The organism is Microbispora sp. H10949 (assembly GCF_014161435.1).
GTDB classification, from domain to species: domain Bacteria; phylum Actinomycetota; class Actinomycetes; order Streptosporangiales; family Streptosporangiaceae; genus Microbispora; species Microbispora triticiradicis.
Genome location: NZ_JABBWZ010000008.1, coordinates 457,044 through 479,899, shown reverse-complemented (window position 1 = coordinate 479,899; position 22,856 = coordinate 457,044). Strand labels below are relative to the sequence as shown.

General features: G+C 69.4%; 15 protein-coding genes. 11 read left to right on the top strand and 4 right to left on the bottom strand.

The annotated features are described in order from the left end of the window. Window positions 1-8: 8 nt before the first annotated feature. A complete protein-coding gene (locus HHX40_RS23015; protein WP_182882254.1) occupies window positions 9-2,510 on the bottom strand; it encodes an ATP-dependent Clp protease ATP-binding subunit in 2,502 nt (833 codons plus the stop codon). A 668-nt stretch (window positions 2,511-3,178) separates the two neighbouring features. Here HHX40_RS23015 and HHX40_RS23010 point away from each other — a divergent pair. After that, complete coding sequence (locus HHX40_RS23010) at window positions 3,179-4,978, top strand: RICIN domain-containing protein (protein ID WP_167521644.1); 1,800 nt, start codon at window positions 3,179-3,181, stop codon at window positions 4,976-4,978. Window positions 4,979-5,085: 107 nt separating this feature from the next. On the opposite strand, the gene HHX40_RS23000 is transcribed toward HHX40_RS23010, so the two are convergent. Next, window positions 5,086-6,768: a ThuA domain-containing protein gene (locus HHX40_RS23000; RefSeq protein WP_220499468.1), complete on the bottom strand. Its 1,683-nt coding sequence runs from the start codon at window positions 6,766-6,768 to the stop codon at window positions 5,086-5,088. Window positions 6,769-7,240: 472 nt separating this feature from the next. Continuing rightward, window positions 7,241-8,008 (bottom strand): FadR/GntR family transcriptional regulator, encoded by a 768-nt coding sequence (locus tag HHX40_RS22995; RefSeq protein WP_182878102.1) that lies wholly within the window; start codon window positions 8,006-8,008, stop codon window positions 7,241-7,243. 138 nt (window positions 8,009-8,146) lie between these two features. On the opposite strand from HHX40_RS22995, the gene HHX40_RS22990 reads away from it, so the two are divergent. From HHX40_RS22990 to HHX40_RS22965, 6 genes are all read left to right on the top strand, one after another. Next, window positions 8,147-9,424, top strand: a complete 1,278-nt coding sequence (locus tag HHX40_RS22990; protein WP_182882253.1) for an ABC transporter substrate-binding protein — start codon at window positions 8,147-8,149, stop codon at window positions 9,422-9,424. Between the two features lie 2 nt (window positions 9,425-9,426). Further along, window positions 9,427-10,404 carry a carbohydrate ABC transporter permease gene (locus tag HHX40_RS22985; RefSeq protein WP_182878104.1) on the top strand — a complete coding sequence of 326 codons (978 nt, stop codon included), beginning with the start codon at window positions 9,427-9,429 and terminating at the stop codon, window positions 10,402-10,404. After that, complete coding sequence (locus HHX40_RS22980; RefSeq protein WP_182878105.1) at window positions 10,404-11,231, top strand: carbohydrate ABC transporter permease; 828 nt, start codon at window positions 10,404-10,406, stop codon at window positions 11,229-11,231. The genes HHX40_RS22985 and HHX40_RS22980 overlap by 1 nt, the downstream gene beginning before the upstream one ends. A 1-nt stretch (window position 11,232) precedes the next feature. Next, on the top strand, window positions 11,233-12,432 hold the full coding sequence (locus HHX40_RS22975; RefSeq protein ID WP_182882252.1) for a mandelate racemase/muconate lactonizing enzyme family protein: 1,200 nt from the start codon (window positions 11,233-11,235) through the stop codon (window positions 12,430-12,432). 162 nt (window positions 12,433-12,594) lie between these two features. Then, on the top strand, window positions 12,595-15,489 hold the full coding sequence (locus tag HHX40_RS37850) for an NEW3 domain-containing protein (RefSeq protein ID WP_182882251.1): 2,895 nt from the start codon (window positions 12,595-12,597) through the stop codon (window positions 15,487-15,489). A 172-nt stretch (window positions 15,490-15,661) separates the two neighbouring features. Further along, the gene (locus tag HHX40_RS22965; protein ID WP_182882250.1) at window positions 15,662-17,158 is read left to right on the top strand and encodes an alpha-N-arabinofuranosidase; all 1,497 of its coding nucleotides are present in this window, start codon (window positions 15,662-15,664) and stop codon (window positions 17,156-17,158) included. On the opposite strand, the gene HHX40_RS22960 is transcribed toward HHX40_RS22965, so the two are convergent. Next, complete coding sequence (locus HHX40_RS22960; RefSeq protein ID WP_111702024.1) at window positions 17,139-18,179, bottom strand: LacI family DNA-binding transcriptional regulator; 1,041 nt, start codon at window positions 18,177-18,179, stop codon at window positions 17,139-17,141. The genes HHX40_RS22965 and HHX40_RS22960 overlap by 20 nt on opposite strands. Before the next feature lie 290 nt (window positions 18,180-18,469). On the opposite strand from HHX40_RS22960, the gene HHX40_RS22955 reads away from it, so the two are divergent. From HHX40_RS22955 to HHX40_RS22940, 4 genes are read left to right on the top strand one after another with little or no spacing between them, the layout of a single operon-like run. Then, window positions 18,470-19,462, top strand: a complete 993-nt coding sequence (locus tag HHX40_RS22955) for an ABC transporter permease (RefSeq protein ID WP_111702022.1) — start codon at window positions 18,470-18,472, stop codon at window positions 19,460-19,462. Further along, window positions 19,459-20,331, top strand: coding sequence for a carbohydrate ABC transporter permease (locus tag HHX40_RS22950; protein WP_310738233.1), 873 nt, complete (start codon window positions 19,459-19,461; stop codon window positions 20,329-20,331). Before HHX40_RS22955 ends, HHX40_RS22950 begins: the two co-directional genes overlap by 4 nt. 58 nt (window positions 20,332-20,389) lie before the next feature. Then, window positions 20,390-22,045 (top strand): extracellular solute-binding protein, encoded by a 1,656-nt coding sequence (locus HHX40_RS22945; RefSeq protein ID WP_182878112.1) that lies wholly within the window; start codon window positions 20,390-20,392, stop codon window positions 22,043-22,045. A 60-nt stretch (window positions 22,046-22,105) separates the two neighbouring features. After that, window positions 22,106-22,840, top strand: a complete 735-nt coding sequence (locus HHX40_RS22940; RefSeq protein ID WP_182882248.1) for a hypothetical protein — start codon at window positions 22,106-22,108, stop codon at window positions 22,838-22,840. Window positions 22,841-22,856: the final 16 nt, after the last annotated feature.

Here is a 22,856-nt window from a genome sequence, read left to right as displayed (position 1 = left end):
GCGCGCGGTCAGCGAGCGGGCAGCGCGGCGGGAGCCGCTCCGCCGGCCACATGCGAGGGCCCGGCTTCGCCGGTGAAGACGAACTTGGCGTTGTCACCCTCGCCCTCGATGTCGATCCTGACGACCTGGCCCGGCCGCAGCTCGCCATAGAGGATCTTCTCCGACAGGGTGTCCTCCAGCTCGCGCTGGATCGTCCGGCGCAGCGGACGGGCGCCCATCACCGGGTCGTACCCCCGGTCGGCCAGCACCTGCTTGGCCGCCGCGGAGACCTCCAGGCCCATGTCGCGGTCCTTGAGACGCTCGGCCACCTGGGCGAGCATCAGGTCCACGATCTGGATGATCTCCTTGGGCGTCAGCTGGTGGAAGACCACAATGTCGTCGACACGGTTGAGGAACTCCGGCCGGAAGTGCTGCTTGAGCTCCTCCTGCACCTTCGCCTTCATCCGGTCGTACGTCGACTCGCTGTCGTCGGCCTTCGAGAAGCCCATCCCCACGCCCTTGGAGATGTCCCGGGTGCCGAGGTTGGTCGTCATGATGATGACGGTGTTCTTGAAGTCCACCACCCGGCCCTGGGCGTCGGTCAGGCGACCGTCCTCCAGGATCTGCAGCAGCGAGTTGAAGATGTCCCCGTGGGCCTTCTCGACCTCGTCGAACAACACCACCGAGAACGGCTTGCGCCGCACCTTCTCGGTCAGCTGGCCGCCCTCCTCGTACCCGACGTAGCCGGGCGGGGAGCCGAACAGCCGCGAGACGGTGTGCTTCTCCATGAACTCCGACATGTCCAGCATGATCAGCGCGTCTTCGTCCCCGAACAGGAACTCCGCCAGCGCCTTGGACAGCTCGGTCTTACCGACTCCGGAGGGGCCGGCGAAGATGAAGGAACCACCGGGACGGCGCGGGTCCTTCAGACCGGCGCGGGTGCGACGAATCGCCCGGGACAGGCCCTTGATGGCGTCGTCCTGACCGATGATCCGCCTGTGCAGCTCGTCCTCCATGCGGAGCAGCCGCTGCGACTCCTCCTCGGTGAGCTTGAAGACCGGGATGCCGGTGGCCGCGGCGAGGACCTCGGCGATGAGCTCCTCGGTGACCTCGGCCACGACGTCCATGTCGCCGGCCTTCCACTCCTTCTCCCGGCGCTCCCGCCGCACCTGCAGCTGCTTCTCCTGGTCGCGCAGCGCGGCGGCCTTCTCGAAGTCCTGCGCGTCGATCGCGGACTCCTTCTCACGCCGGACGTTCGCGATCTTCTCGTCGTACTCGCGCAGGTCCGGCGGCGCGGTCATCCGGCGGATCCGCATCCGCGAGCCCGCCTCGTCGATCAGGTCGATCGCCTTGTCCGGCAGGAACCGGTCGCTGATGTAGCGGTCGGCCAGCGTCGCCGCGGCCACCAGCGCGCTGTCGGTGATCGACACACGGTGGTGCGCCTCGTAACGGTCCCGCAGGCCCTTGAGGATCTCGATCGTGTGCGACAGGCTCGGCTCGGCCACCTGGATCGGCTGGAACCGCCGCTCCAGCGCGGCGTCCTTCTCCACATGCTTGCGGTACTCGTCCAGCGTCGTGGCGCCGATGGTCTGCAGCTCGCCCCGCGCGAGCGGGGGCTTCAGAATGCTCGCCGCGTCGATGGCGCCCTCCGCGGCGCCCGCGCCGACCAGCGTGTGCAGCTCGTCGATGAACAGGATGATGTCGCCGCGGGTGCGGATCTCCTTGACGACCTTCTTCAGGCGTTCCTCGAAGTCGCCGCGGTAGCGCGACCCGGCCACCAGCGCGCCCAGATCGAGGGTGTAGAGCTGCTTGTCCTTCAGCGTCTCGGGCACCTCACCCTTGACGATCTTCTGGGACAGGCCCTCCACCACCGCGGTCTTGCCCACACCGGGCTCGCCGACCAGCACCGGATTGTTCTTGGTCCTCCTGGAGAGGACCTGCATGACGCGCTCGATCTCCTTGTCCCGGCCGATCACCGGGTCGAGCTTGCCCTCCCGCGCGGCCTGGGTCAGGTTCCGCCCGAACTGGTCCAGCACCAGCGACGTCGACGGCGCCGACTCCTGCGGCCCGCCCGCCGCCGCCGGCTCCTTGCCCTGGTAACCGTGCAGCAACTGGATGACCTGCTGCCGCACCCGGTTCAAGTCAGCGCCCAGCTTCACCAGCACCTGCGCCGCGACGCCCTCACCCTCCCGGATCAAGCCCAGCAGGATGTGCTCGGTGCCGATGTAGTTGTGCCCAAGCTGCAACGCCTCACGAAGCGACAGCTCGAGCACCTTCTTGGCACGCGGAGTGAAGGGAATGTGCCCCGACGGCGCCGACTGCCCCTGGCCGATCGTCTCCTCGACCTGCCGGCGTACGGCCTCGAGGCTGATCCCCAGGCTCTCCAGAGCCTTGGCCGCCACACCTTCGCCCTCATGGATCAGCCCAAGAAGAATGTGCTCGGTACCAATGTAATTATGGTTGAGCATCCGGGCCTCTTCCTGGGCCAGGACCACAACCCGCCGCGCACGGTCGGTGAACCTCTCGAACATGTCGGCTCCCCTCCGAAGCTGAGCCTGAATCGGAGTCTTCACTCTAGTTGCCGGGCCCCGGGTAAGGCCCCTCCGTAATCCCGGCACGGAGCTGGTGGACCGGCCCGGCCGGCGAGCGGGCGTGACCCAACGCGCCGGGGGCCACCCGCCGTGGGCTGCGCGTCTTCGCCGTGAACGGCCCGGAAACGCACCGGGGACGCCCGGGGAGGGTGCCCCCGCCCTGCGGTTCTTTCGCGCGAAGCGTAACCACCGAACCGGGCGCCGGCCCGGACGTCACCCGAGCGGCACGGCGTCCCCCTCCCTTGCTCACCGCATCCCATCTCTAACCGGTTCGATGGAAGTTTCATGCGATGAGACCGGTCCAGGTCCGCGGGATCGCACGCCGCGGCGCTGGCCGGGAAACAGTCCGTACACATACAGGACACCCACCATTGACATCAACTCAGGGGCAAGCCTAGGCTTCGCGACGAATCGATTCGACTGATCCGGCGGGAGCCTCCGCCGCGCCTGCGGCGCGGCCACCGGTGAGGCCCGCCGGGAACCGCTCCGCGACGGCGTCCGGGAAGCCCCGGGAGAGGTTCGGCATTTCGCTCGGCCCCCCGTACAGCCCCCCAAAGAACAACTCCCAGCACAACTCCCAGAACACCCCTCTGTCCAAGGAGTCGCCAGTGGACACCACTCCCCGTACGCGACGCCGGCGTCGCCAGGGCCTCGCCGCACTGCTGTCGGCCACGGCCATGGTCGCCGCGTCCGTCCTCGCGACCGCCGGGCCGGCCCAGGCCGCCGACGAGTCCATCACCGTGAACTTCTCCGTCACGAACGGTTCCCCGACCTATCGGGCGTCGGGGTGGATCTACGGCATGACCGAGAACGGCGCCAATCCGCCGGACCATTTCTTCACCGACGTGAAGTACCGGTACATGCGGGCCGGTGGCGCGCAGCTCGACAGCCCGGGCGGATGGGTGTCGGGCAAGTACGACCGGCGGTGGAACGCCACCCGCGCCCAGCTGCTGCGCACCCGCTCGCTGGGCGGGGAGTTCGTCCTGCTGGTGCACGACCTGTGGGGCGCCGACGGTTACGCGATCTCGCGCTTCCCGGGCGACAACGGCAACTGGACCGACTACGACAACTTCCTCACCCGCGTGATCAACGACGTGCGGGCGACGGGTGCCCCGGTGCAGTGGGACATCTGGAACGAGCCCAACATCACGATTTTCTGGAACCGTCCCCAGTCGCAGTACTTCGAGATGTGGAAGCGGGCCTACCAGCGCATCCGGGCCGCGTTCCCGTCCCAGCTGATCGTGGGCCCGAGCCTGGCGGGCGTGCCGTCCACGAGCGGCTGGTGGACGCAGTACCTGGACTACGTCAAGGCCAACAACGCCGTGCCCGACATCGTCAGCTGGCACTCGCTGCCCGGCGACCCGGTGTCCAACGTGGCCACCGCGAACACCAGCCTCGACTCGCGGGGCATCGCCCACCCCCGCCCGTACCAGATCAACGAGTACGGCGCGTCCAACGAGCAGAACCCGGCCGACGGCGCCTGGTACATCGCCCGGCTTGAACGGGCCGGTGCCGACGGCCTGCGCGCGAACTGGGCCAGTGGCGGCAACCTGCACAACGACCTGGGCAACCTCCTGACCCACAACTCCGCCGGCCAGTACTCGCCCAAGGGCGAGTGGTGGGTCTACCGCTTCTACGGCTCCCAGACCGGGCAGATCGCTTCGGTCACCCCCAGCTCGAACTACGACGCCTTCGCCACCAAGGACACCGCGAACGCCAAGATCCTCCTCGGCGGCGGCCGCACCACCGGCAACGTCGCGGTCAACCTGCAACGCCTCGACACCACCAGCGGCATCGTGCAGAACAACCAGGTACGCGTCGTCGTCGAGCGCATCCCCTACAGCGGCGGCGGCGCCGTCACCGGCCCGGTCACCGTCCAGAACACCGTGGTGAACGTGTCGAACAACGGCGCCACCGTCAACGTCCCGCACACGAGCATCGACGACACCTACACCGTCACCCTCCTGCCCCCCGACACCTCGGGTCCGTCGCCGTCGGCTTCTCCGAGTTCTCCGAGCGGCGGCGCGACGGCGGTGCGCAACGTCAACGCGAGTCGCTGCCTGGACGTGCCGGGCGCGAGCACGGCCAACGGCTCCCAGCTCCAGCTCTGGGACTGCAACGGCCAGGCCAACCAGCAGTGGACGTACACCTCGTCGAAGCAGCTGCAGGTGTACGGCAACAAGTGCCTGGACGCCGAGGCCGCCGGCACCGCGAACGGCACCCGGGCGATCATCTGGGACTGCAACGGCCAGGCCAACCAGCAGTGGAACGTCAACTCCGACGGCACCATCACCGGCGTGCAGTCGGGCAAGTGCCTGGAGGCGAGCAACTTCGGCACCGCGAACGGCACGAAGGTGCAGCTGTGGTCCTGCACCGGCACGACCAGCCAGAAGTGGACCCGGAGCTGACCCCTCCCCCCTGCCCCGTCTCCGTTCCGGTGGCCGGAGGGCCGCCGGAACGGAGAAGGCCGTGAGACGGCCCGGCGGCGAGGACGCCTCGCCGCCGGGCTGCCGCGTCACCGGGTGACGGTGACGGTGTCGAGGTCGTACAGGTAGCCGGTGCCGCTACCGGTGAAGACGAGGTACAGCGGACCGGACGCCGAGCCGGTCAGAGTGGTCGAGACCGTCGTGAAGGTGTCCCAGCTTCCGGTGGACGAGACCGCGACCTGGCCGAGCACCGTCCCGTTCTGCGACCCGGACCGGATCTGGATCGTCCCGCCCGAGCCGCCGGAGGACACCCGCGCCGAGAACGTCTTCGCGCCCTGCGTGTTCACCTGCGAGTACGCCGCCCAGTCGCCGTTGTTGATGTAGCCGGCGGTCCGGCCGCCGCTGGCGGTGGAGTGGTTCGCCTGCTGCAGGCCCGACTGCGCGGTGTACGCCTCACCCTCGACCGTCTGGCTGCTGGGGGTGGGGCTGGCGCTGGGGCTCGGACTGGGACTCGGGCTCGGACTGGGACTCGGGCTCGGGCTCGGACTCGGGCTGGGACTCGGACTCGGGCTCGGGCTCGGGCTCGGGCTCGGGCTCGGGCTGGAGCCGGACTTGGTGAGGGAGAACGAGTCCACGTTGAACAGGTAGCCGGATCCTCCCGTGAAGACCAGGAAGAGCGGGCCGGACGCCGATCCGTTCAGGGTCGCGGACACGGTCGTGAAGGTGTCCCAGCTTCCGGTGGACGAGACCGCGACCTGGCCGAGCAGGGTGCCGGTCTGCGAGCCGGAGCGGATCTGGATGGTGCCGCCCGAGCCGGCCGAGGAGACGCGCGCGGTGAACCGGGTCGCACCCGCCGTGCTCACCGAGGAGTAACCTGTCCAGTCGCCGTTCTCGATGAAGCCGACCGCCTTGCCGCCGCCGGCCGTGCTCTGGGTGGTCTGCTGGACTCCCGACTGCGAGGTGTAGGACTCGGCCTCGATCGTCGTTCCGTTGTTGTTGCCGGGCGGGGCGCAGTCGGCCTGCACCATGCCGGCGGCGTACCTGATGCCGCCGAGCAGCAGGTTGCGGAGGCCCTGCTCGGAGTAGGACTGGATCGAGTGACCCATGCCTGTGTAGAACGACCGGCCGGACGCCTGCGGGTGGCACCAGGTGATCGGGTGGTCGCCCATGTTCCCGCCGCTGTAGCTGCTCTCGTCGAGGGTCTGCAGCACGTGGGTCGTGGACCGCGGGTTGGTGCGGTAGTTGTACCACTCGTCGGTCCGCGACCACGCCGCCGCGAGGCCCGCGGTCGCCGGATGCGTGCTGTCCTCGGTCCTGACGGTCGCCTGCTGGATCGCCGGGTGGTTGTTGAACCAGGCGCCCACCAGCTGCCCGTAGTAGGGCCAGTCGTACTCGGTGTCGGCCGCGGAGTGGACGCCGACGTATCCGCCGCCGCCGTCGACGTACGACTGGAAGGCGGTCTGCTGGGTGGCGTTGAGGACGTCCCCGGTGGTGCTGAGGAAGACCACGGCCTTGTACTGCGCGAGGTTGCTCGAGGTGAACGCGTTCGCGTCCTCCGTGGCGTCGACGGTGAAGTTGTTCGCGGCGCCCAGGTCGCGGATGGCCTGGATGCCCGTCGGGATGGAGTCGTGCCGGAACGCGGCCGTCTTGGAGAACACGAGCACCTTGTAAGCCGGGTCGGCGGCGTGGACGGCGGTCGGGAGCGACACGCTCGCGACCAGCGCGGCGGCCGCCGCCGACGCGCTCAGTAAGACCTTTGCGGCTTTCGGCATGGGTGTCCTTTCGTCGCGGCGCCCGGCACGGCCCCCTTCTCCTGGTGTCGTGGGGGCCTTGCCCGGGCGCCGCATCAGGTGTGGTCAGGTCACGCCCTGTGAGGGGGATCCCGCCGTCGAGACGAGCGGCGTACGACGGCGCACGGCTTGTGCGGATCTTCGGAGTGAGCCGGCCCGGGAAGGAGAGCCCGGAGGGTCAGCTACTAGTTAGTTTGCGCGTGACGAGACCGTCAAGACCGTAAGCCCGCTTATACCGGTCTCCGCACAACCGCACCCGGTCACCGTCGGCACCCGCTCTGGTCAGCGCGGCGACGCGCCGGCCGAGGGCCGTCAGCCCCTATGAAGCGTTCATATGTGTCGCACTCTTCGCCCGGGCACGAGTCCCCCGCCGCTCCGCGGTTCGTGGACCGCGTGATCGGGCCGGGCGCCCGCGATCCCGGCGTCCGGCCCGCGGGCCGTGTCTCTGACGTCTCTAACGTTCCAGGCGTACGGGATTGGCGGGACCGCTGCGGCGGACGAGCCAGGCGTCGGTGATGTGGTTGAACATCGCCTCGGCCGCGCCGTCGGGGTCGTGGGCGGCGATGCGCTCGTAGATACGGCGATGACCGAGGTTGGACGCCACGCACAGGGCCCGCTCGGACCGGCCCATGTAGCGCGCGGTGTTGACGACCTGGCTCTCCAGCGAGCGGACCACCCCCCGGGCGATACGGTTCCCGGACGCCCGCATGACCGTGTCGTGGAAGGCTCGGTCGTGCTCCTCGTACGTCAGGTGGTCGTCCACGAGCTCGTCCATCCGGTCGACCAGCGCGCGCAGCCGGTCGACGGTGTCGGAGTCCGCCACGCGGGCGGCGACGTTGGCCATGTCGGCCTCCAGCACGCGCCGCGTGACGACGACGTCGTCGAGGATCGCCAGGCTCTCGTCCTCGGCGATGGTCGCCGAGAGGACGAGCTCGTCGAGCATGTCCCACGACGTCGGCGGGGTGACCATGGTGCCGGCGCCCTGGCGCACCTGCACCAGGCCCTTCTCCTGAAGGATCTTCACCGCTTCGCGGACCACGGTCCGGCTCACCGAGAAGGCCTCGCACAGCGCGGGCTCGGGCGGCAGAGGCGTCCCCGACGGGTGCACGCCGCGCACGATGCGCACCACCAGCTCCGCCGTCACCGCCTTGGCGAGGCTCGCCGGTCGGCGCACCCAGGCAGGCGACGGAACGTCGCGGGCCGATTCCTGCGATGCCGTCATCTCATCCTCCGATGGCCTGCCGGGACGGCACGCCCACCGGCGAGTATATGTCAGCAGTATTGACGTCAGACGTCATACGAGTTACGTTTTCGCCGCAGACGGCCGGGTCAACCGGCCACGCTCTGGAGAGTGACAGCCATGAAGCAGCGAACACTGTGGTCGGCCGTCCTGGTCGCGGGGCTGACCGTGGCGGGATGTGGAAGCGCCACCCGAACGGCCCCCTCACCTGCCGCTTCCGGAACCTCCGGCACCGGCAAGCTGGTGGTCTGGGACTGGAAGTCGGGCGACGCGACCGCGGCCTCCTATATCGAGAAGGCGAAGGCGGACTTCGCCAAGAAGCACCCGGGCGTCACGGTCGAGTTCGTGGCCCAGCCCTTCGACAACTACTACACCCTGCTCGGCACGGCCATCCAGTCCAGCACGGGACCGGACGTCATGCTCTTCAACGGAGGCGGGCAGCTGCGTGACCGCGTGGACGCGCTCCTCCCGCTGGACGAGTACGTGGCCGAGGACCGCCAGCGGCTCGCGGGCTGGGACGCGTTCAGCAAGGACGGCAAGGTCTACGCCGCGCCGGTGACCCTGCAGGGACACCCGATCTACTACAACAAGGACATCTACCAGAAGGCGGGGCTCGACCCGGCCAAGCCGCCCGCGACGTGGGACGAGCTCATGACCGCCTGCGCGGCCGTCAAGAAGGCGGGGAAGAGCTGCTTCGCGCTGGGCAACAAGGAGGGCTTCGGCATCCAGTTCTTCCTCTCGGGCCTGGGCTCGGGCGTGCTCACTCCCCAGGAGTACGACGACTGGATCGCCGGCAAGCGCGACTGGACCTCCCCGCACGTGAAGCAGATATTCACGCTGTGGAAGGACGTCAACGACAAGGGCTTCAACAACGCCGGGGCCAACTCGACCGCGATGTTCAACGACTCGTGGGCGATCTTCCAGTCCGGCAAGGCCGCCAACGTCATCGGGCTGATGTCGGACATCGGGCACTGGAAGGACTTCGGCGAGTTCCTGCCGCCCGACCAGATCGGCGTGATGCCGGCCCCGGTCGTGACCGACGGAGCCACTCCGAGCCTCGCCTACGACGGCGGCATCGGCTACGGGGTCGCGAAGTGGACCAAGGACCCGAAGCTGGCGGCCGACCTGGTGCGGTCCCTGACGTCGACCGACGCCCTGACCGCGTTCTACGCCAAGGCCGGCGCGATCGCCTCCGACACCACGATCGACGCGTCGCAGTCCGGCCCGGCCGCCGGCGCCATCGTGTCGGCGATCAAGAGCGGTAAGCCCGCCCTGCACGTCGCGTTGTCCTCGAAGACGCTGGACCTGATGGGACGGCTGTCGCAGAAGCTGCTGAGCGGGTCGGTGACCGTCGACAAGGCGATGGACCAGATGGCCGCGGCCGACAAGGCGAGCTGACAATGCCGATCGGAGGCTCCTCCCCACTGGTCCGCCCGGGCGCGCCCGGGCGGACCAGTGGGGAGGACACCACACGACAGGCGAGCCACCGTGCCACCGGAGCGGGTTCCCGGCGGGCGGCGCGCTCGGAGCGTCTCGCACCGTACGTCCTGGTGGCTCCGGCCGTACTGATCATCCTGGTGTTGCGGCTGTACCCGCTGATCCTCGGTGTCAACTTCTCCTTCACCGGCGACGGCGACCGGAACGGGTCGGCGGTTGGGCTCGACAACTACCTGGACCTGTTCGACGACCCGCTGTTCCGCACCGCGCTGGGCAACGTGGGGCTGCTCGTGCTGCTGCTGCCCGTGGCGGTGGCGATCCCGGGCCTGCTCGCGACGTTCATCTACCTGCGGGTCCCCGGGCACCGGGTGTTCCGCAGCGTCTACTTCTTCCCCGCCGTGCTCTCACCGGTGATCGTCGGTTCGATCTTCAACCTGATGCTCGCCTTCGACGGCCCGCTGAACACCCTGCTCGGCACGATCGGCATCGGCCCGGTCGACTGGCTCGGCGACCCGGACGTCGCCATGTTCACCGTGGTCGGGGTACAGGTGTGGGCGACGTTCGGGATGGCGCTGGTGGTCTTCCTCGCCGGGTTCTCGACCCTCGACTCCTCGCTGCTGGACGCCGCGCAGATGGACGGCGCGTCACTGGCCCGGACCATCTGGCACGTGGTCATCCCAAGCCTGTCCCGCACCATCGCGTTCGTGCTCGTGACGACCATGATCGGCATGCTGACGTCCATGTTCGGCCTGCTGTACGTCATGACCAGCGGCGGCCCGGAGGGGTCGACGTACCTGCCGGAGTACTACATCTGGATCCAGCAGGGACAGATGAACCGCCCGGCGCTGGCCTCCGCCGCGTCGACGGTTCTCTTCCTCATCATGCTCGTGGTGGGGCTGGCGCAGGTCGGCCTGCTCCGCCGCGCGGGAAGGCAGGACTGATGCGCGGCAGGCGCCTGAGCGGATGGGTGGCCGCCGTGCCGATGGCGGCCCTCGCGCTGGCCACGGTCTACCCCCTGGTGTTCACCGCCAACGTCGCCATGAAGACCCGGCGTGAGTACATCCTCGACCGGTTCGCCCCCTTGAACTCGCCGCACTGGGAGAACATCGGCACGGCCTGGTCCGACGCCGGCATGGCGCGGTACTTCGCCAACTCGCTCCTCGTGGTGACGGTCTCGGTGGCCCTGCTGCTGCTGCTCGGGTCGATGGCGGGCTTCGCGCTGAGCCGGCTGCGGTTCCGCGGCTCCAGGATGATCTTCCTGGGCTGTCTCGCGGCGCTGTTCGTGCCGTTCCAGGTGATCATGGTGCCGCTCGCCCGGGTCATGGCGGACACCGGTCTCATCGACACCTATCCGGGACTGATCCTCGCCTACGTGGCGCAGTGGCTCCCGTTCACCGTCTTCCTGATGACCAGCCACTACACGACGATCCCGATGGAGATCGTCGACGCGGCGCGGATCGACGGCAACACCGTCTACGGCGTCTACCGGCGGATCATGATCCCGCTCGGCAGGCCGGCGCTGTTGTCGGTCGGCATCCTCGACACCCTGTTCTGCTGGAACGACGTGCTGATCGCCCTGCTGACGATGAACTCGGCCGACCACCGCACCCTCATGGTCGGGGTCACCTCGCTGCGCGGACAGTACTCCGACGACATCCCCACCTTCGCCTCCGGAGTCCTGATCGCCGCCGTCCCGGTCCTGATGATCTATCTGTTCCTCCAGCGCCAGATCGCCGACGGCGTGACCGCTGGTTCCACGAAGGGCTGACATGCGGATTTCGGGGTATCGCACGCTCAAGACGGTCCAGGACTGGGGACGCCCGGTCGGCGACGCCAACGGCGTCTACGCCGACGGGGTCGTACCGGTCCAGATCGTCATGGTGGACACCGACGAGGGGATCACCGGGGTCGGCATCGGGCCGCACGTGGAGATCGACACGGTGTTCGCCGCCGTCGAGGGCGAGGATCCGCGCGCCGTCACGGCGCTCTACGACCGCATGCTGCGGCACACCTTCAAGGCGGGGCACGCGGGCGTCGTGTTCGGGACCATCGGCGCGATCGACACCGCGTTGTGGGACATCAAGGCGCAGGCGGCCGGCGAACCGCTCTGGCGCCTGCTGGGGGGACGCGACCGGCGGGTCCCCGCGTACGCCTCGGGCCTGGACATCGGCCTGACCGACGACGAGCTCGTCGCGGCCTACAAGGAGTACGCCGGGTACGGCCTGCGCGCCGCCAAGATCAAGGGCGGCCTCGACGTCGAACGGGACCTGCGCCGGCTGAGGCTGGTGGGCGACGTCCTGACCGAGGCCGGGCAGGGAGCGCGGCCGGGCCTGATGCTCGACGTGAACGAGGCCTGGACGCGCAAGCAGGCCGTCCGGCACGTCGGCGAGATCGAAGACGTCCTGGACCTCACCTGGATCGAGGAGCCCGTACGGCGCTGGGACGCCGAGGGCATGGCCGCCGTCGGCCGCGGGATCCGGGCCTCGGTCGCCGCCGGGGAGAACCTCAGCGGGCTCGAACAGTTCCGTCCGCTGCTCGCGGCGGGGGCCGTCGACATCGTCCAGACGGCCGCCGTGTGGGGCGTCACCCACTTCCTCCGGGTGTCGGCCCTCGCGCACGCCCACGACCTGCCGGTCAGCCCGATCGGCAACACGCCGGTCGGGCTGCTGCACGCCGCCACGTCGGTGCCGAACCACCTGGTCAGCGAGCTGCAGGACCTGCGGCCGCCGCTCGGCGTGTCCGCCGACATGCACATCGAGGACGGCGCGTTCGTCCTCGGAGACGCGCCGGGCCACGGCCTCACGGTCGACGAGAGCGCGATCGGCGCGTTCACCCGGCGGGCGAGCGCGGCCACGGCCGACAGCCCCAACGTCCGGCCGGAGCACGCCGGGCGGCGTCTGCTCCCCGTGCCCGACCACGGCCACCGGCCGCACCAGCTCACCTCTTCAAGCGACCGGGCGGCGAGGTAACCCGTCCCCGAGGTAATCCGCCCCAAGGTAACCCGTATCGCTCGGCGCTCGCCGTCCCTGCGCACTCCGTGCCGGAAGAAAGGAAGAACCATGCGTCCGTCACCCGAGCCGCAAAGACGACCACAGGGAAGAACATCGGCCGCGGCATCCGCCGCCTTACTCGTGACCGCCGGACTGCTCGCCGCGCCCGGCCCCGCCCAGGCGGAGGCCCAGGCCACCGAGACGATCGTGGTGGCGCCCACCGGAGCCACGAACGCCGACGACAACAACAAGGGCAGCAAGGTGCGGCCGCTGGCCACCCTGGGAGAGGCACAACGGCGGGCCCGGGCCGCCGCGGCCGAGGGAACGCGCGACGTCACGGTCGAACTCCTCGACGGGACCTACCGGCTGACCTCGCCGCTGCGTTTCGACGCCGCCGACTCCGGCCGGAACGGGCACACCGTCACCTGGAAGGCCGCGCGCGGGGCCACGCCCGTGCTGAGCGGCGCCACGCCCGTCACCGGCTGGGAGGTCGACGACGAGGCCACCGGCGTCTACCGGGCCCAGGTCGGCACCGGGTTCGACACCAGGCAGCTCTACGTGGACGGGAAGCCCGCGCAGCGCGCACGGATCAGCGTGGCACGGTCCGACATCACCCTGACCCCCACCGGCTTCACCATCAAGAACCCCGATCTCGCCTACCTCGCCACGCTTCCCGACCAGAAGCGCATCGACTTCCAGGCGATGCTGTCGTTCACCAACCGGTTCGCGCCGGTGGAGAGCATCTCCGGCTCCACGGTCGTGATGCAGCAGCCGGCCTGGGACAACAACACGTACGGGTACGACGCCATCCAGGCCCCGTTCCGGACACCGAAGTTCTTCCTGCTCAATTCGCGGAAGTTCCTGGACGAGCCCGGCGAGTGGTATCTGGACTCGACGGCTGGAACGCTCTACTACAAACCCCTCCCCGGCCAGGACATCTCCAGCGCGCGGGTCGAGCTTCCCCGCCTGGAGTCGCTGGTCCAGGTCGGCGGCACCTACGACGCGCCGGCCCACGACCTCCGGTTCGAGGGCCTGACCTTCACCGGCACCACGTGGCTGCACCCCAGCACCTCCGACGGCTACGCGAACCAGCAGACCGGCGCCTTCATCAGCGGCGTCCAGCCCCATCGGCCGCCGGACGCGTTCACCTCGTGCGCCTCGGGCTGCAAGGGCTTCGAGGGCTCCCGCAACGGCTGGGCGCAGGCGGCCGCGGCGGTGCAGGTGTCGGCCGCGGAGGACGTCGCCTTCGTGGACAGCTCCTTCGTGAACCTCGGTTCCGTCGGGCTCGGCATCGGCAACGACGCCGACGCCCACGCCACCGGCGTGGGGCTCGGCGCGCACCGGGTGTCGGTCGTGGGGAGCACGTTCACCGCGAGCGCCGGCGGCGGCATCGTGGTCGGCGGCATCCGGCCGGACGCGCACCACCCGTCCGATCCCCGCATGGTCAACAGCGACATCCTGCTGCGTGACAACCGCGTCTACGCGACCGCGCTCGAATACCTGGACCAGGACGCGATCTTCGCCAGCTACGTCACGCGGCTGGCGATCGAGCACAACTACGTCTCCGACATGCCGTACACCGGCATCGGCGTCGGCTACGGCTGGGGCGCCAACGACCCGGGAGGCAGCCCCGAGTACATCAACCGCGGGCTGTACGACTTCCAGCCGCTCTACGACACGCCGACGACCCTGAGCGACGTCCGCGTGGTGGGCAACCACGTCCGCAAGGTCGTGCAGACCATGTTCGACGCCGGCTGCATCTACACGCTCTCGGCGATGCCGCGCAGCGTCATCGACGAGAACTACTGCGAGAGCAGCGGGCAGCTCGGCCTGTACTTCGACGAGGGCTCCCGCTACGTGAGCGCGAACCGCAACGTCTTCGTCGGCACCGCCGCGCAGTGGGCGCACGCCAACAACCAGAACGGCAACCACACCGGCGATCTCACCCTCACCGGCAACTACTCCACCAACCCCGCGATCACCGGCATCGTCAACGGCCAGCGCGGCAACGTCACCAGGGACAACGTGACCATCACCGCCGGCGGCATCCCCGTCGAGGCCGCCCGGATCATCTACCAGGCGGGTCCCACCGGGGACTACCGCGGCGCGCCCGACCCGCAGCGGCCTCCGGTCGGCGTCTCCCTCACGGCGGACCCCGCCAGCGTGAGCGCCGGGGGGTCCTCGACCGTCACCGTCACGGCCGGGAACGTGAGCGACATCCGGGTCACCGACCTGACCGTCTCGATCACCGTGCCCGAGGGCTGGCGGGCCGAACGCATCGGCAGGCCGGTGAAGCGCGCGTTCCCCGCCGACGCCTCGGCCACCGAGACATGGAAGATCACCGCGCCCGAGTCGTTCACGACACCGGTCAGCCGCGCGGCCGTCAAGGCGGCGGTGAGCTTCACCGCCGCCAAGACCGGGATCGGCTACACGCTGGACAGGTCGCTGACCCTGACCGCGCTCAACCCGCTCACCTCCCTGAAGTCGCACGGCTCGGTGCCGAGCCGGTTCGCGGAGGCCGGGTCGGAGTACGCCATTCTCACCACCGGGACCGACATCTGGCAGGACGCCGCCGGGTCGTTCGACGAGTACGGCGCGCTCTACCAGGACGACGCGGCCGGGAGCGCGTCCACCGTGACCGCGCGGGTCACCCAGATGGACAACACCAACGCCTGGGCCAAGGCGGGGGTCGTCCTCCGCAACGACGTCACCGGCACGGGCTCGTCTCCCGGATACGCCGTCATGGTGGTCACCCCCGGGAACGGGGTCGCCTTCCAGTGGGACTCCAACGGCAACGGCTACCTCGACTCGTTCAGCGGGGCCTCGGGGATCAAGGCGCCCGCGTGGGTCCGCCTCGTCCGCTCCGGCGACCAGGTCAGCGGTTACTACTCCACGAACGGCACCACCTGGACCAAGGTCGGCCCGACCGTGACCCTGCCCGGCATCGCCGACCGGCAGGACGCGGGACTGATCGCCACGTCCCACGCGGCGGGCGTGACGGGGCAGTTCGGCTTCGCCGACTTCGGCGTGAGCTGATCCGGGCGCCGTACGGGCCCGCCTGAGCCCGGACGGCGACGGAACACGGAACGGAACACGACACCGAACACGGCGTCGGGGGCCGGCCGCGATGGCGGCCGGCCCTTGACCGTTCGCCATGCGAGCGCTAACAATCGCCGGGCGACACACTCCTGCGATCAAGGAGAAGCCCGTGCTCAAGGCACAGCTGACCATCGATCCCGCCCAGCGGGTGGCTCCGGTGCGGCGCCGTACGTTCGGCACGTTCGTCGAGCACCTCGGCCGCTGCGTCTACACCGGGATCTACGAGCCCGGCCACCCCACCGCCGACGCGGACGGATTCCGCGGCGACGTGCTCGCGCTCACCCGTGAGCTGGGCGTGACCACCGTCCGCTATCCCGGCGGCAACTTCGTCTCCGGCTACCGCTGGGAGGACGGCGTGGGCCCGCGCGAGCGGCGCCCCCGGCGGCTCGACCTGGCCTGGCACAGCACGGAGACCAACGAGATCGGGGTCGACGAGTTCGTCCGGTGGTCCCGCCTGGCCGGCCTGGAGCCGATGATGGCGGTGAACCTCGGCACGCGCGGCGTCCTGGAAGCCGTCGACCTGCTCGAATACTGCAACATCCCGTCCGGGACCACGCTCTCGGACCTGCGGGTGGCGGGCGGCGCCAAGGAACCGCACGACATCCGCATCTGGTGCCTGGGCAACGAGATGGACGGCCCCTGGCAGATCGGGCACAAGACCGCCCGCGAGTACGGCAGGCTCGCCGCGGAGACGGCCCGGGCCATGCGCATGGTCGACCCCGGACTCGAACTGGTGGCGTGCGGCAGTTCCGGCTCCTCGATGCCGACGTTCGGGTCCTGGGAGACGACCGTCCTCGAGGAGACCTACGACCTGGTCGACCACATCTCCTGCCACGCCTACTACGAGGAGAAGGACGGCGACCTCGGCGGCTTCCTGGCCTGCGCGACCGACATGGAGCACTTCATCTCCACGGTCGTCTCGATCGCCGACCAGGTGGGGGCGCGGCTCGGCTCCGGCAAGAAGATCTCCGTGTCGTTCGACGAGTGGAACATCTGGTACCTCAGCAGGCACCAGTCGGCCCCTCCCCCGCCGGACTGGCCGGTCGCGCCGCCGCTGCTGGAGGACCACTACCACCTCGCCGACGCCGTGGCGTTCGGCGGCCTGCTCGTCACGCTGCTGCGGCACAGCGACCGGGTCGCGGCGGCCTGCCTGGCCCAGCTCGTCAACGTGATCGCGCCGATCATGACCGAGCCGGGCGGCCGGGCCTGGCGGCAGACGACCTTCCACCCGTTCGCCCAGGCCGCGCGGTACGCCTCGGGCGACGTCCTGCTCACCGAGCCGGTCGGGCCGTCGTACGAGACCGGCGAGTTCGGGCAGGTCCCGGTGCTCCACGCGGTGGCCACCCACGACGACCTGTTCACCACGGTGTTCGCGGTGAACCGGTCGGTGACCGAGCCCCTGGAACTGGAGCTCGACACGCGGGCGCTCGGCGCCGTGCGGATCGCCGAGGCCACGACGCTCGCCCACGAGGACGTGTACGCCCGCAACACGGCCGACGACCCCGAGCGGGTGGCGCCCCGCCCCAACACCTCCCACCGGAGCGATCCCCCGCGGATCGTGCTGCCGCCGGTCTCCTGGAACGTGATCAGGCTGACGAGGGCCTGACCGGCGGGGCGGTGCTGTCGCGGACCACCAGTTCGTTCGCGAGGTCGATGCGGCTCGTGGCCACCTCCCCGCCACGGGCCAGGTCGAGCAGCATCTGGGTCGCGACCACCGCCATGTCGGACAGCGGCTGGTTCACCGTGGTCAGGGCGGGCTCGACCCAGGCGGCGGCCGGCACGTCGTCGTACCCGACCACGGACAGCTCGCCGGGGACGTCGAGGCCGAGCCGCCGCGCGGCCCGCAGCACGCCGAGCGCCTGGAGGTCCGACCCGGCGAAGATCGCGGTCGGGCGGGCGGCGCCCGACAGGAGGTCCATGCCGTGCTCGAAACCGGCGTCGACGTAGAAGTTCCCGTACCGCACCAGGGCGGGGTCAACGGCCAGCCCGGCCTCGTCGTGGGCGACCCGGAAGCCGGCGACCCGCGCCCTGCTGCACAGCACGTCCTTCGGCCCCGAGACGACCGCGATCCGGCGGTGGCCGAGCTCCAGGAGATGGCGGGTGGCGAGCAGGCCGCCGTTCCAGTTGTTGGAGCCCACCGTAGGCACGGACGCGGGCGTCACGCTGTCGGTGTCGACGACGACGAACGGGATCCGCTGCCGCCGCAGCCTCCGCTGCTGCGACTGCGACGGGCCGCACAGGACGAACAGCACCCCGAGCGGACGGCGGTCGAGCAGGCCGTCGAGCCACTCCTCCGGCAGCCGGTGCGCTCCCCCCAGCTGCGAGAGGGCGACCTCGATCCTCGCGGGGGCGGCGACGGAGTCCACGCCCCGGATGATCTCCATCGACCAGACGGAGTTCAGCTGGTGGAAGACGAGGTCGATCTGGCCCTTGAGCGGCCGCCGTCTGACGCGGGGGCGGTACTCGTGCCGCGCCAGGCATGCCTCGACGCGTTCCCGGGTGGCCGGCGCGACGTCGGGGCGGCCGTTGAGGACCTTGGACACCGTGGTCACCGAGACACCGGTCTCCTCGGCGATGGACGCGATCGTCGCGCGGCGGGGGCCCTGGGCGGAGGTAGGGCTGGTCATCGGTCCACTCGTCGTTTCCGTGGGCTGGTAGTTTCCGAAAATTTCGTGAAACTCTACCAGCGCGAGGGCCTTCGATAAGCCGAGACCAGCGTGATCGCGGAGCGAGCGGACGGCCCTTGACTTCCCTCTTGACGCCCCTTGTCCAGGGGTTTATATTTCCGCAATATTAATCCACATTATCGAAACTTTCGGTCATATCGCCCGGCGTCTTCCGTTCGCGGCGTGCTGACGCGGCGGCGTGGTGGCGACGCGGCGGCGCCGCCACCGGAGATGGCACCGGAGGCACGAGGATGAGCACCACCAAGGCGATCGACGGGTCACCGGACACCGGTGACCCCCGGCGGGCGGGCCCCGGCCCGGCCCGTACGGAACGCCCTCCGGGCCGCACCTGGCGTCAGGCGCTGCGCCGGGACTGGCAGCTGTACTCGCTGGCGATCCTCCCGCTGCTGTTCTTCCTGGTGTTCCGGTACCTGCCGATGATCGGCAACGTGATCGCCTTCCGGAAGTTCCGGCCCGGCGGCGGGATACTGGGTGAGGAGTGGGTGGGCCTGCGCTACGTGCGCATGTTCCTGGACGACCCCTCGTTCTGGCACGTGTTCACCAACACGGTGATCCTCGGCGCGCTGACCCTGCTGTTCTGCTTCCCGATGCCGATCGTGCTGGCCCTGCTGCTCAACGAGCTGCGCGGCCGGCGGATCAAGCGGTTCGTCCAGTCGGTGTCCTACCTGCCGCACTTCGTGTCGATGGTGGTAGTGGCCGGTCTCGTCATGGAACTGCTGTCGGTGGACGGGCCGGTGAACCAGGTGCTGCGGGCACTGGGCGACGACCCGATCGCGTTCATGCAGGAGGCGGGCTGGTTCCGGACGATCTACGTCTCCTCGGAGATGTGGCAGACCGTCGGCTGGGGGACGATCATCTATCTCGCCGCGCTCACGACGATCGACGACCAGCTGTACGAGGCGGCCCGGATCGACGGCGCGAGCCGGTGGCGGCAGATCTGGCACGTGGCCCTTCCCGGCATCCGGCCGACCGCGGTCACCCTGCTGATCCTCAACATCGGCACGTTCATGGCGGTCGGCTTCGAGAAGGTCCTGCTGCTCTACAACCCGTTGACGTATCCGACCGCCGACGTGATCTCGACATACCTGTACCGCATGGGCATCATCTCCAACAGCTTCAGCTACGCCGCGGCGATCGGCCTGTTCGAGGCCCTCATCGGGCTCGCCCTGGTGCTGTCGGCCAACCTGATCTCGCGCCGGACCGTGGGGACGAGCCTGTGGTGACCGTGGACCGGACCCCGGGCCGTCAGGTGTTCCGGGTGGTCAACGCCGTCGTCCTCGCCGGCGTCGTGCTGGTGACCCTGTATCCCTTCGTCAACATCGTCGCGCGGTCGCTGAGCAACGAGTTCGCGATCCGGGCCGGCAAGGTGAACCTCCTCCCCGTCGGGTTCACCTTCCATACGTACGGGTTCGTGGCGTCCGACCCGACGTTCTGGACGAACTACCGCAACACGGTGGTCTACACGGTCGTCGCCACGGCCATCGCGATGATCATGACGACCTGCTACGCGTACGTGCTGTCGAAGAGGCACCTGAAGGGCCGCACGTTCCTGATCGGGGTCGCGGTCTTCACCATGTTCTTCTCCGGCGGGCTCATCCCTAACTACGTGCTGATCTCCGGCCTCGGGATGAAGGACACCATCTGGGCCATCGTGCTGCCGAACGCGATCAGCGTCTTCAACCTCCTGGTGATGAAGACGTTCTTCGAGGGCATCCCGGCGGAGCTGGAGGAGGCCGCCGCGATCGACGGCATGAGCACGTACGGCATCCTGCTGCGGATCGTGCTGCCGCTGTCGAAGGCGGTCATCGCCACGATGGTGCTGTTCTACGCCGTCTCGTTCTGGAACTCGTGGTTTCCCGCCTTCCTCTACATGACGCAGAGCGACCTGTTCCCGGTGACCGTCTACCTGCGCAACCTCACCGCGGGGGCCACCACGGGGACGTCCGTCGGCGCCGACGCCACCGACATGACCGTCGCCACCAACATCAAGGCGGTGACGATGGTCCTCACCGTCCTCCCGATCCTGACGATCTACCCCTTCGTCCAGCGGTACTTCGTCAAGGGAGTCATGCTCGGCGCGGTGAAGGGATAGCCGCGCCGATCCTCGCACTCAGGCAGCCCCGCTCCCCCAGGGAAAGGACCCCCCTCTCATGCACAAGATCAACCGGCGTCAGGCGATGGTCGCCATGGGTGCGTTCGCCGCGCTCGCCGGCTGCGGCAGCGGTGACGAGACCGGCGGCAAGAAGAGCGGTGAGGCCCTCTCGGCGAACCGGGACGGCGCGATGGCCGACTACGCCGCCGGCAAGCAGTTCAAGGCCGCCGCGCCGCTGACGTTCACCATCCTCTACAACAACCACCCGTTCTATCCGCTGCAGAAGGACTGGTTGTTCTGGTCCGAGCTCACCAAGCGGACGAACGTGACGCTCCAGCCGAACGTGGTGCCGCTCAGCGACTACGAGAACAAGCGCAGTCTGATCATCGGCGCGGGCGACGCACCCATGATCATTCCCAAGACCTACCCGGGCCAGGAGGTTCCCTTCGTCGCCTCCGGCGCGGTCCTGCCGGTCAGCGACTACATCGACTTGATGCCGAACTTCAAGGACAAGGTCGCCAAGTGGAACCTGCAGCCCGACCTGGACACCCTCCGGCAGTCGGACGGCCGCTTCTACCTGCTTCCCGGCCTCCACGAGGACTACTGGGTGGAGTACACGCTGGAGGTCCGCGCCGACGTCCTCGAGAAGCTCGGGATTGAGACCCCGCAGACTTGGGACGACGTGCACGCCATGCTGAAGGCGATGAAGGAGGAGCACCCCGACTCCTATCCCTACTCCGACCGGTGGTCCGTGCCCACCCCGGGCGGCGCCATGCTGAACCAGGTCTTCGGCCTGGGCTGCGGGGCCCGCGGCGGCTGGGGCTTCAACACCGGCCTGACCTGGGATCCGGCCGCCGGGAAGTGGGCCTACACGGGCGCGATGCCGCAGTACAGGCAGATGCTGGAGTTCATCCACACCCTGGTGCAGGAGAAGCTGCTCGACCCGGAGAGCTTCACGCAGACCGACGACCAGGCGATCCAGAAGCTGGCGTCCGGCAAGTCCTTCGTGATCAGCGGCAACGCCCAGACCCTCGTCAACGAGTATCGCCCGCCGCTGAAGAAGGCGAATCCGAAGGCCCGGCTGGTCAAGATCCCGGTGCCCGTCGGGCCGCTCGGGCCCATCAAGGCCGACTCCAACGACACCCGGCTGGAGAACGGCATCATGATCTCCGCGAAGGCCAAGGACAGCAAGAACTTCGTGGCGATGATGCAGTTCATCGACTGGCTCTGGTACTCCGACGAGGGCCAGGTGTTCGCCAAGTGGGGCGTCGAGGGGGTCACCCACACCAGGGACGCCTCCGGCTTCCACCTCGCGAAGGACGTCGACTTCGTCGGGCTCAACCCCGGGGCGCCCAAGCACCTGCAGAAGGACTTCGGCTTCTCCAACGGCGTGTTCGCGTACGGCGGGAGCACCGAACTGCTCCAGTCGGTCTTCTCGGAGGAGGAGATCGAGTGGCAGAAGGCCATGAACGCCCGGAAGGCGCTGCCGCCGAAGCCTCCGGCCCCTCTCAACGACGAGGAGCGTGAGCAGGCCGCGCTGTGGCAGACCCCGCTGAAGGACCACGCCACGCAGAACTCGCTCGAGTTCATCCTCGGCAAGCGCGACTTCTCCGAGTGGGACGCGTACGTGCAGGAGCTGGAGGCCAAGAACATGTCCGCCTACGTGAACCTGGCGAACAGCGCCTACGAGCGGTACAAGAAGGAGCACGGCTGACCGTCGCGCCGGTAGGCGCGCTCGACCCCGCGGCGGCCCGATCGACCAGGAGACTCCCCCATGACCGACACGACGACGACGTCAGGGGCGGCGACGTCCGCGGCGACGACGGAGGCGGCACGGCGGTTCGGCACCGGCCCGCTCTCGCGGGCCGCCGCGCTGGTCTACACCCTGCTCGTGGTCGAACTGCTGCTGCTGACCGCCTGCCTGCCCGGCCTGGCGGGGCTCGTCCTGCTCGGCCTGTTCGGGCGTGACGCGGCCAACCTGCCGCTGGCCGCGGCCTGCCTGCTCCCGGCCGGCCCGGCGCTGTCGGCCGCGCTGTACGCGCTGCACCGCCGCCGCCCGGATCTGGCGGACCTGCGTCCGGCGGCGGCGTTCCTGCGCGGCTACGCGATGAACGTCCGCGGCGCGCTCAAGGTGTGGGTCCCGGCGCTGGCGTTGCTGACCGTCGTCGCGGTCGTCCTCGCGAACTTCCCCGCCGCCGGGGTGCCGGACTGGTGGACGGTGCCACTCGTCGTCATCGGGGTGGTGACGGTGGTGTGGACCGCGAACGCGCTGGTGATCACCTCTCTCTTCGCGTTCCGGGGGCGGGACGTCGCCCGCCTGGCCGTCTACTTCCTGTTCCGGACGCCCCGGGTGGCGCTGGGCGACGCGGGACTCCTCGTCGCGGCGGCCGGCCTCACGCTGGTCGCCACCGAGGCGGCGACGGCGGCGCTGGCCTCGGTGTTCGCGGCGCTGCTGCTGCTGAACAGCCGGCCGATGATCGCCGAGGTGCGCGACAGGTTCACCGCGTGACCCTCCCGCGACGACC

Excerpts from the sequence above, each read along its gene's own strand:
- HHX40_RS22960 (WP_111702024.1), bottom strand. The coding sequence starts at position 18,179 with ATGACCAGCCCTACCTCCGCCCAGGGCCCCCGCCGCGCGACGATCGCG.
- HHX40_RS23000 (WP_220499468.1), bottom strand. The coding sequence starts at position 6,768 with ATGCCGAAAGCCGCAAAGGTCTTACTGAGCGCGTCGGCGGCGGCCGCC.
- HHX40_RS22990 (WP_182882253.1), top strand. The coding sequence starts at position 8,147 with ATGAAGCAGCGAACACTGTGGTCGGCCGTCCTGGTCGCGGGGCTGACC.
- HHX40_RS22945 (WP_182878112.1), top strand. The coding sequence starts at position 20,390 with ATGCACAAGATCAACCGGCGTCAGGCGATGGTCGCCATGGGTGCGTTC.
- HHX40_RS22985 (WP_182878104.1), top strand. The coding sequence starts at position 9,427 with ATGCCGATCGGAGGCTCCTCCCCACTGGTCCGCCCGGGCGCGCCCGGG.
- HHX40_RS22955 (WP_111702022.1), top strand. The coding sequence starts at position 18,470 with ATGAGCACCACCAAGGCGATCGACGGGTCACCGGACACCGGTGACCCC.
- HHX40_RS22995 (WP_182878102.1), bottom strand. The coding sequence starts at position 8,008 with ATGACGGCATCGCAGGAATCGGCCCGCGACGTTCCGTCGCCTGCCTGG.
- HHX40_RS22975 (WP_182882252.1), top strand. The coding sequence starts at position 11,233 with ATGCGGATTTCGGGGTATCGCACGCTCAAGACGGTCCAGGACTGGGGA.
- HHX40_RS22940 (WP_182882248.1), top strand. The coding sequence starts at position 22,106 with ATGACCGACACGACGACGACGTCAGGGGCGGCGACGTCCGCGGCGACG.
- HHX40_RS23015 (WP_182882254.1), bottom strand. The coding sequence starts at position 2,510 with ATGTTCGAGAGGTTCACCGACCGTGCGCGGCGGGTTGTGGTCCTGGCC.
- HHX40_RS22980 (WP_182878105.1), top strand. The coding sequence starts at position 10,404 with ATGCGCGGCAGGCGCCTGAGCGGATGGGTGGCCGCCGTGCCGATGGCG.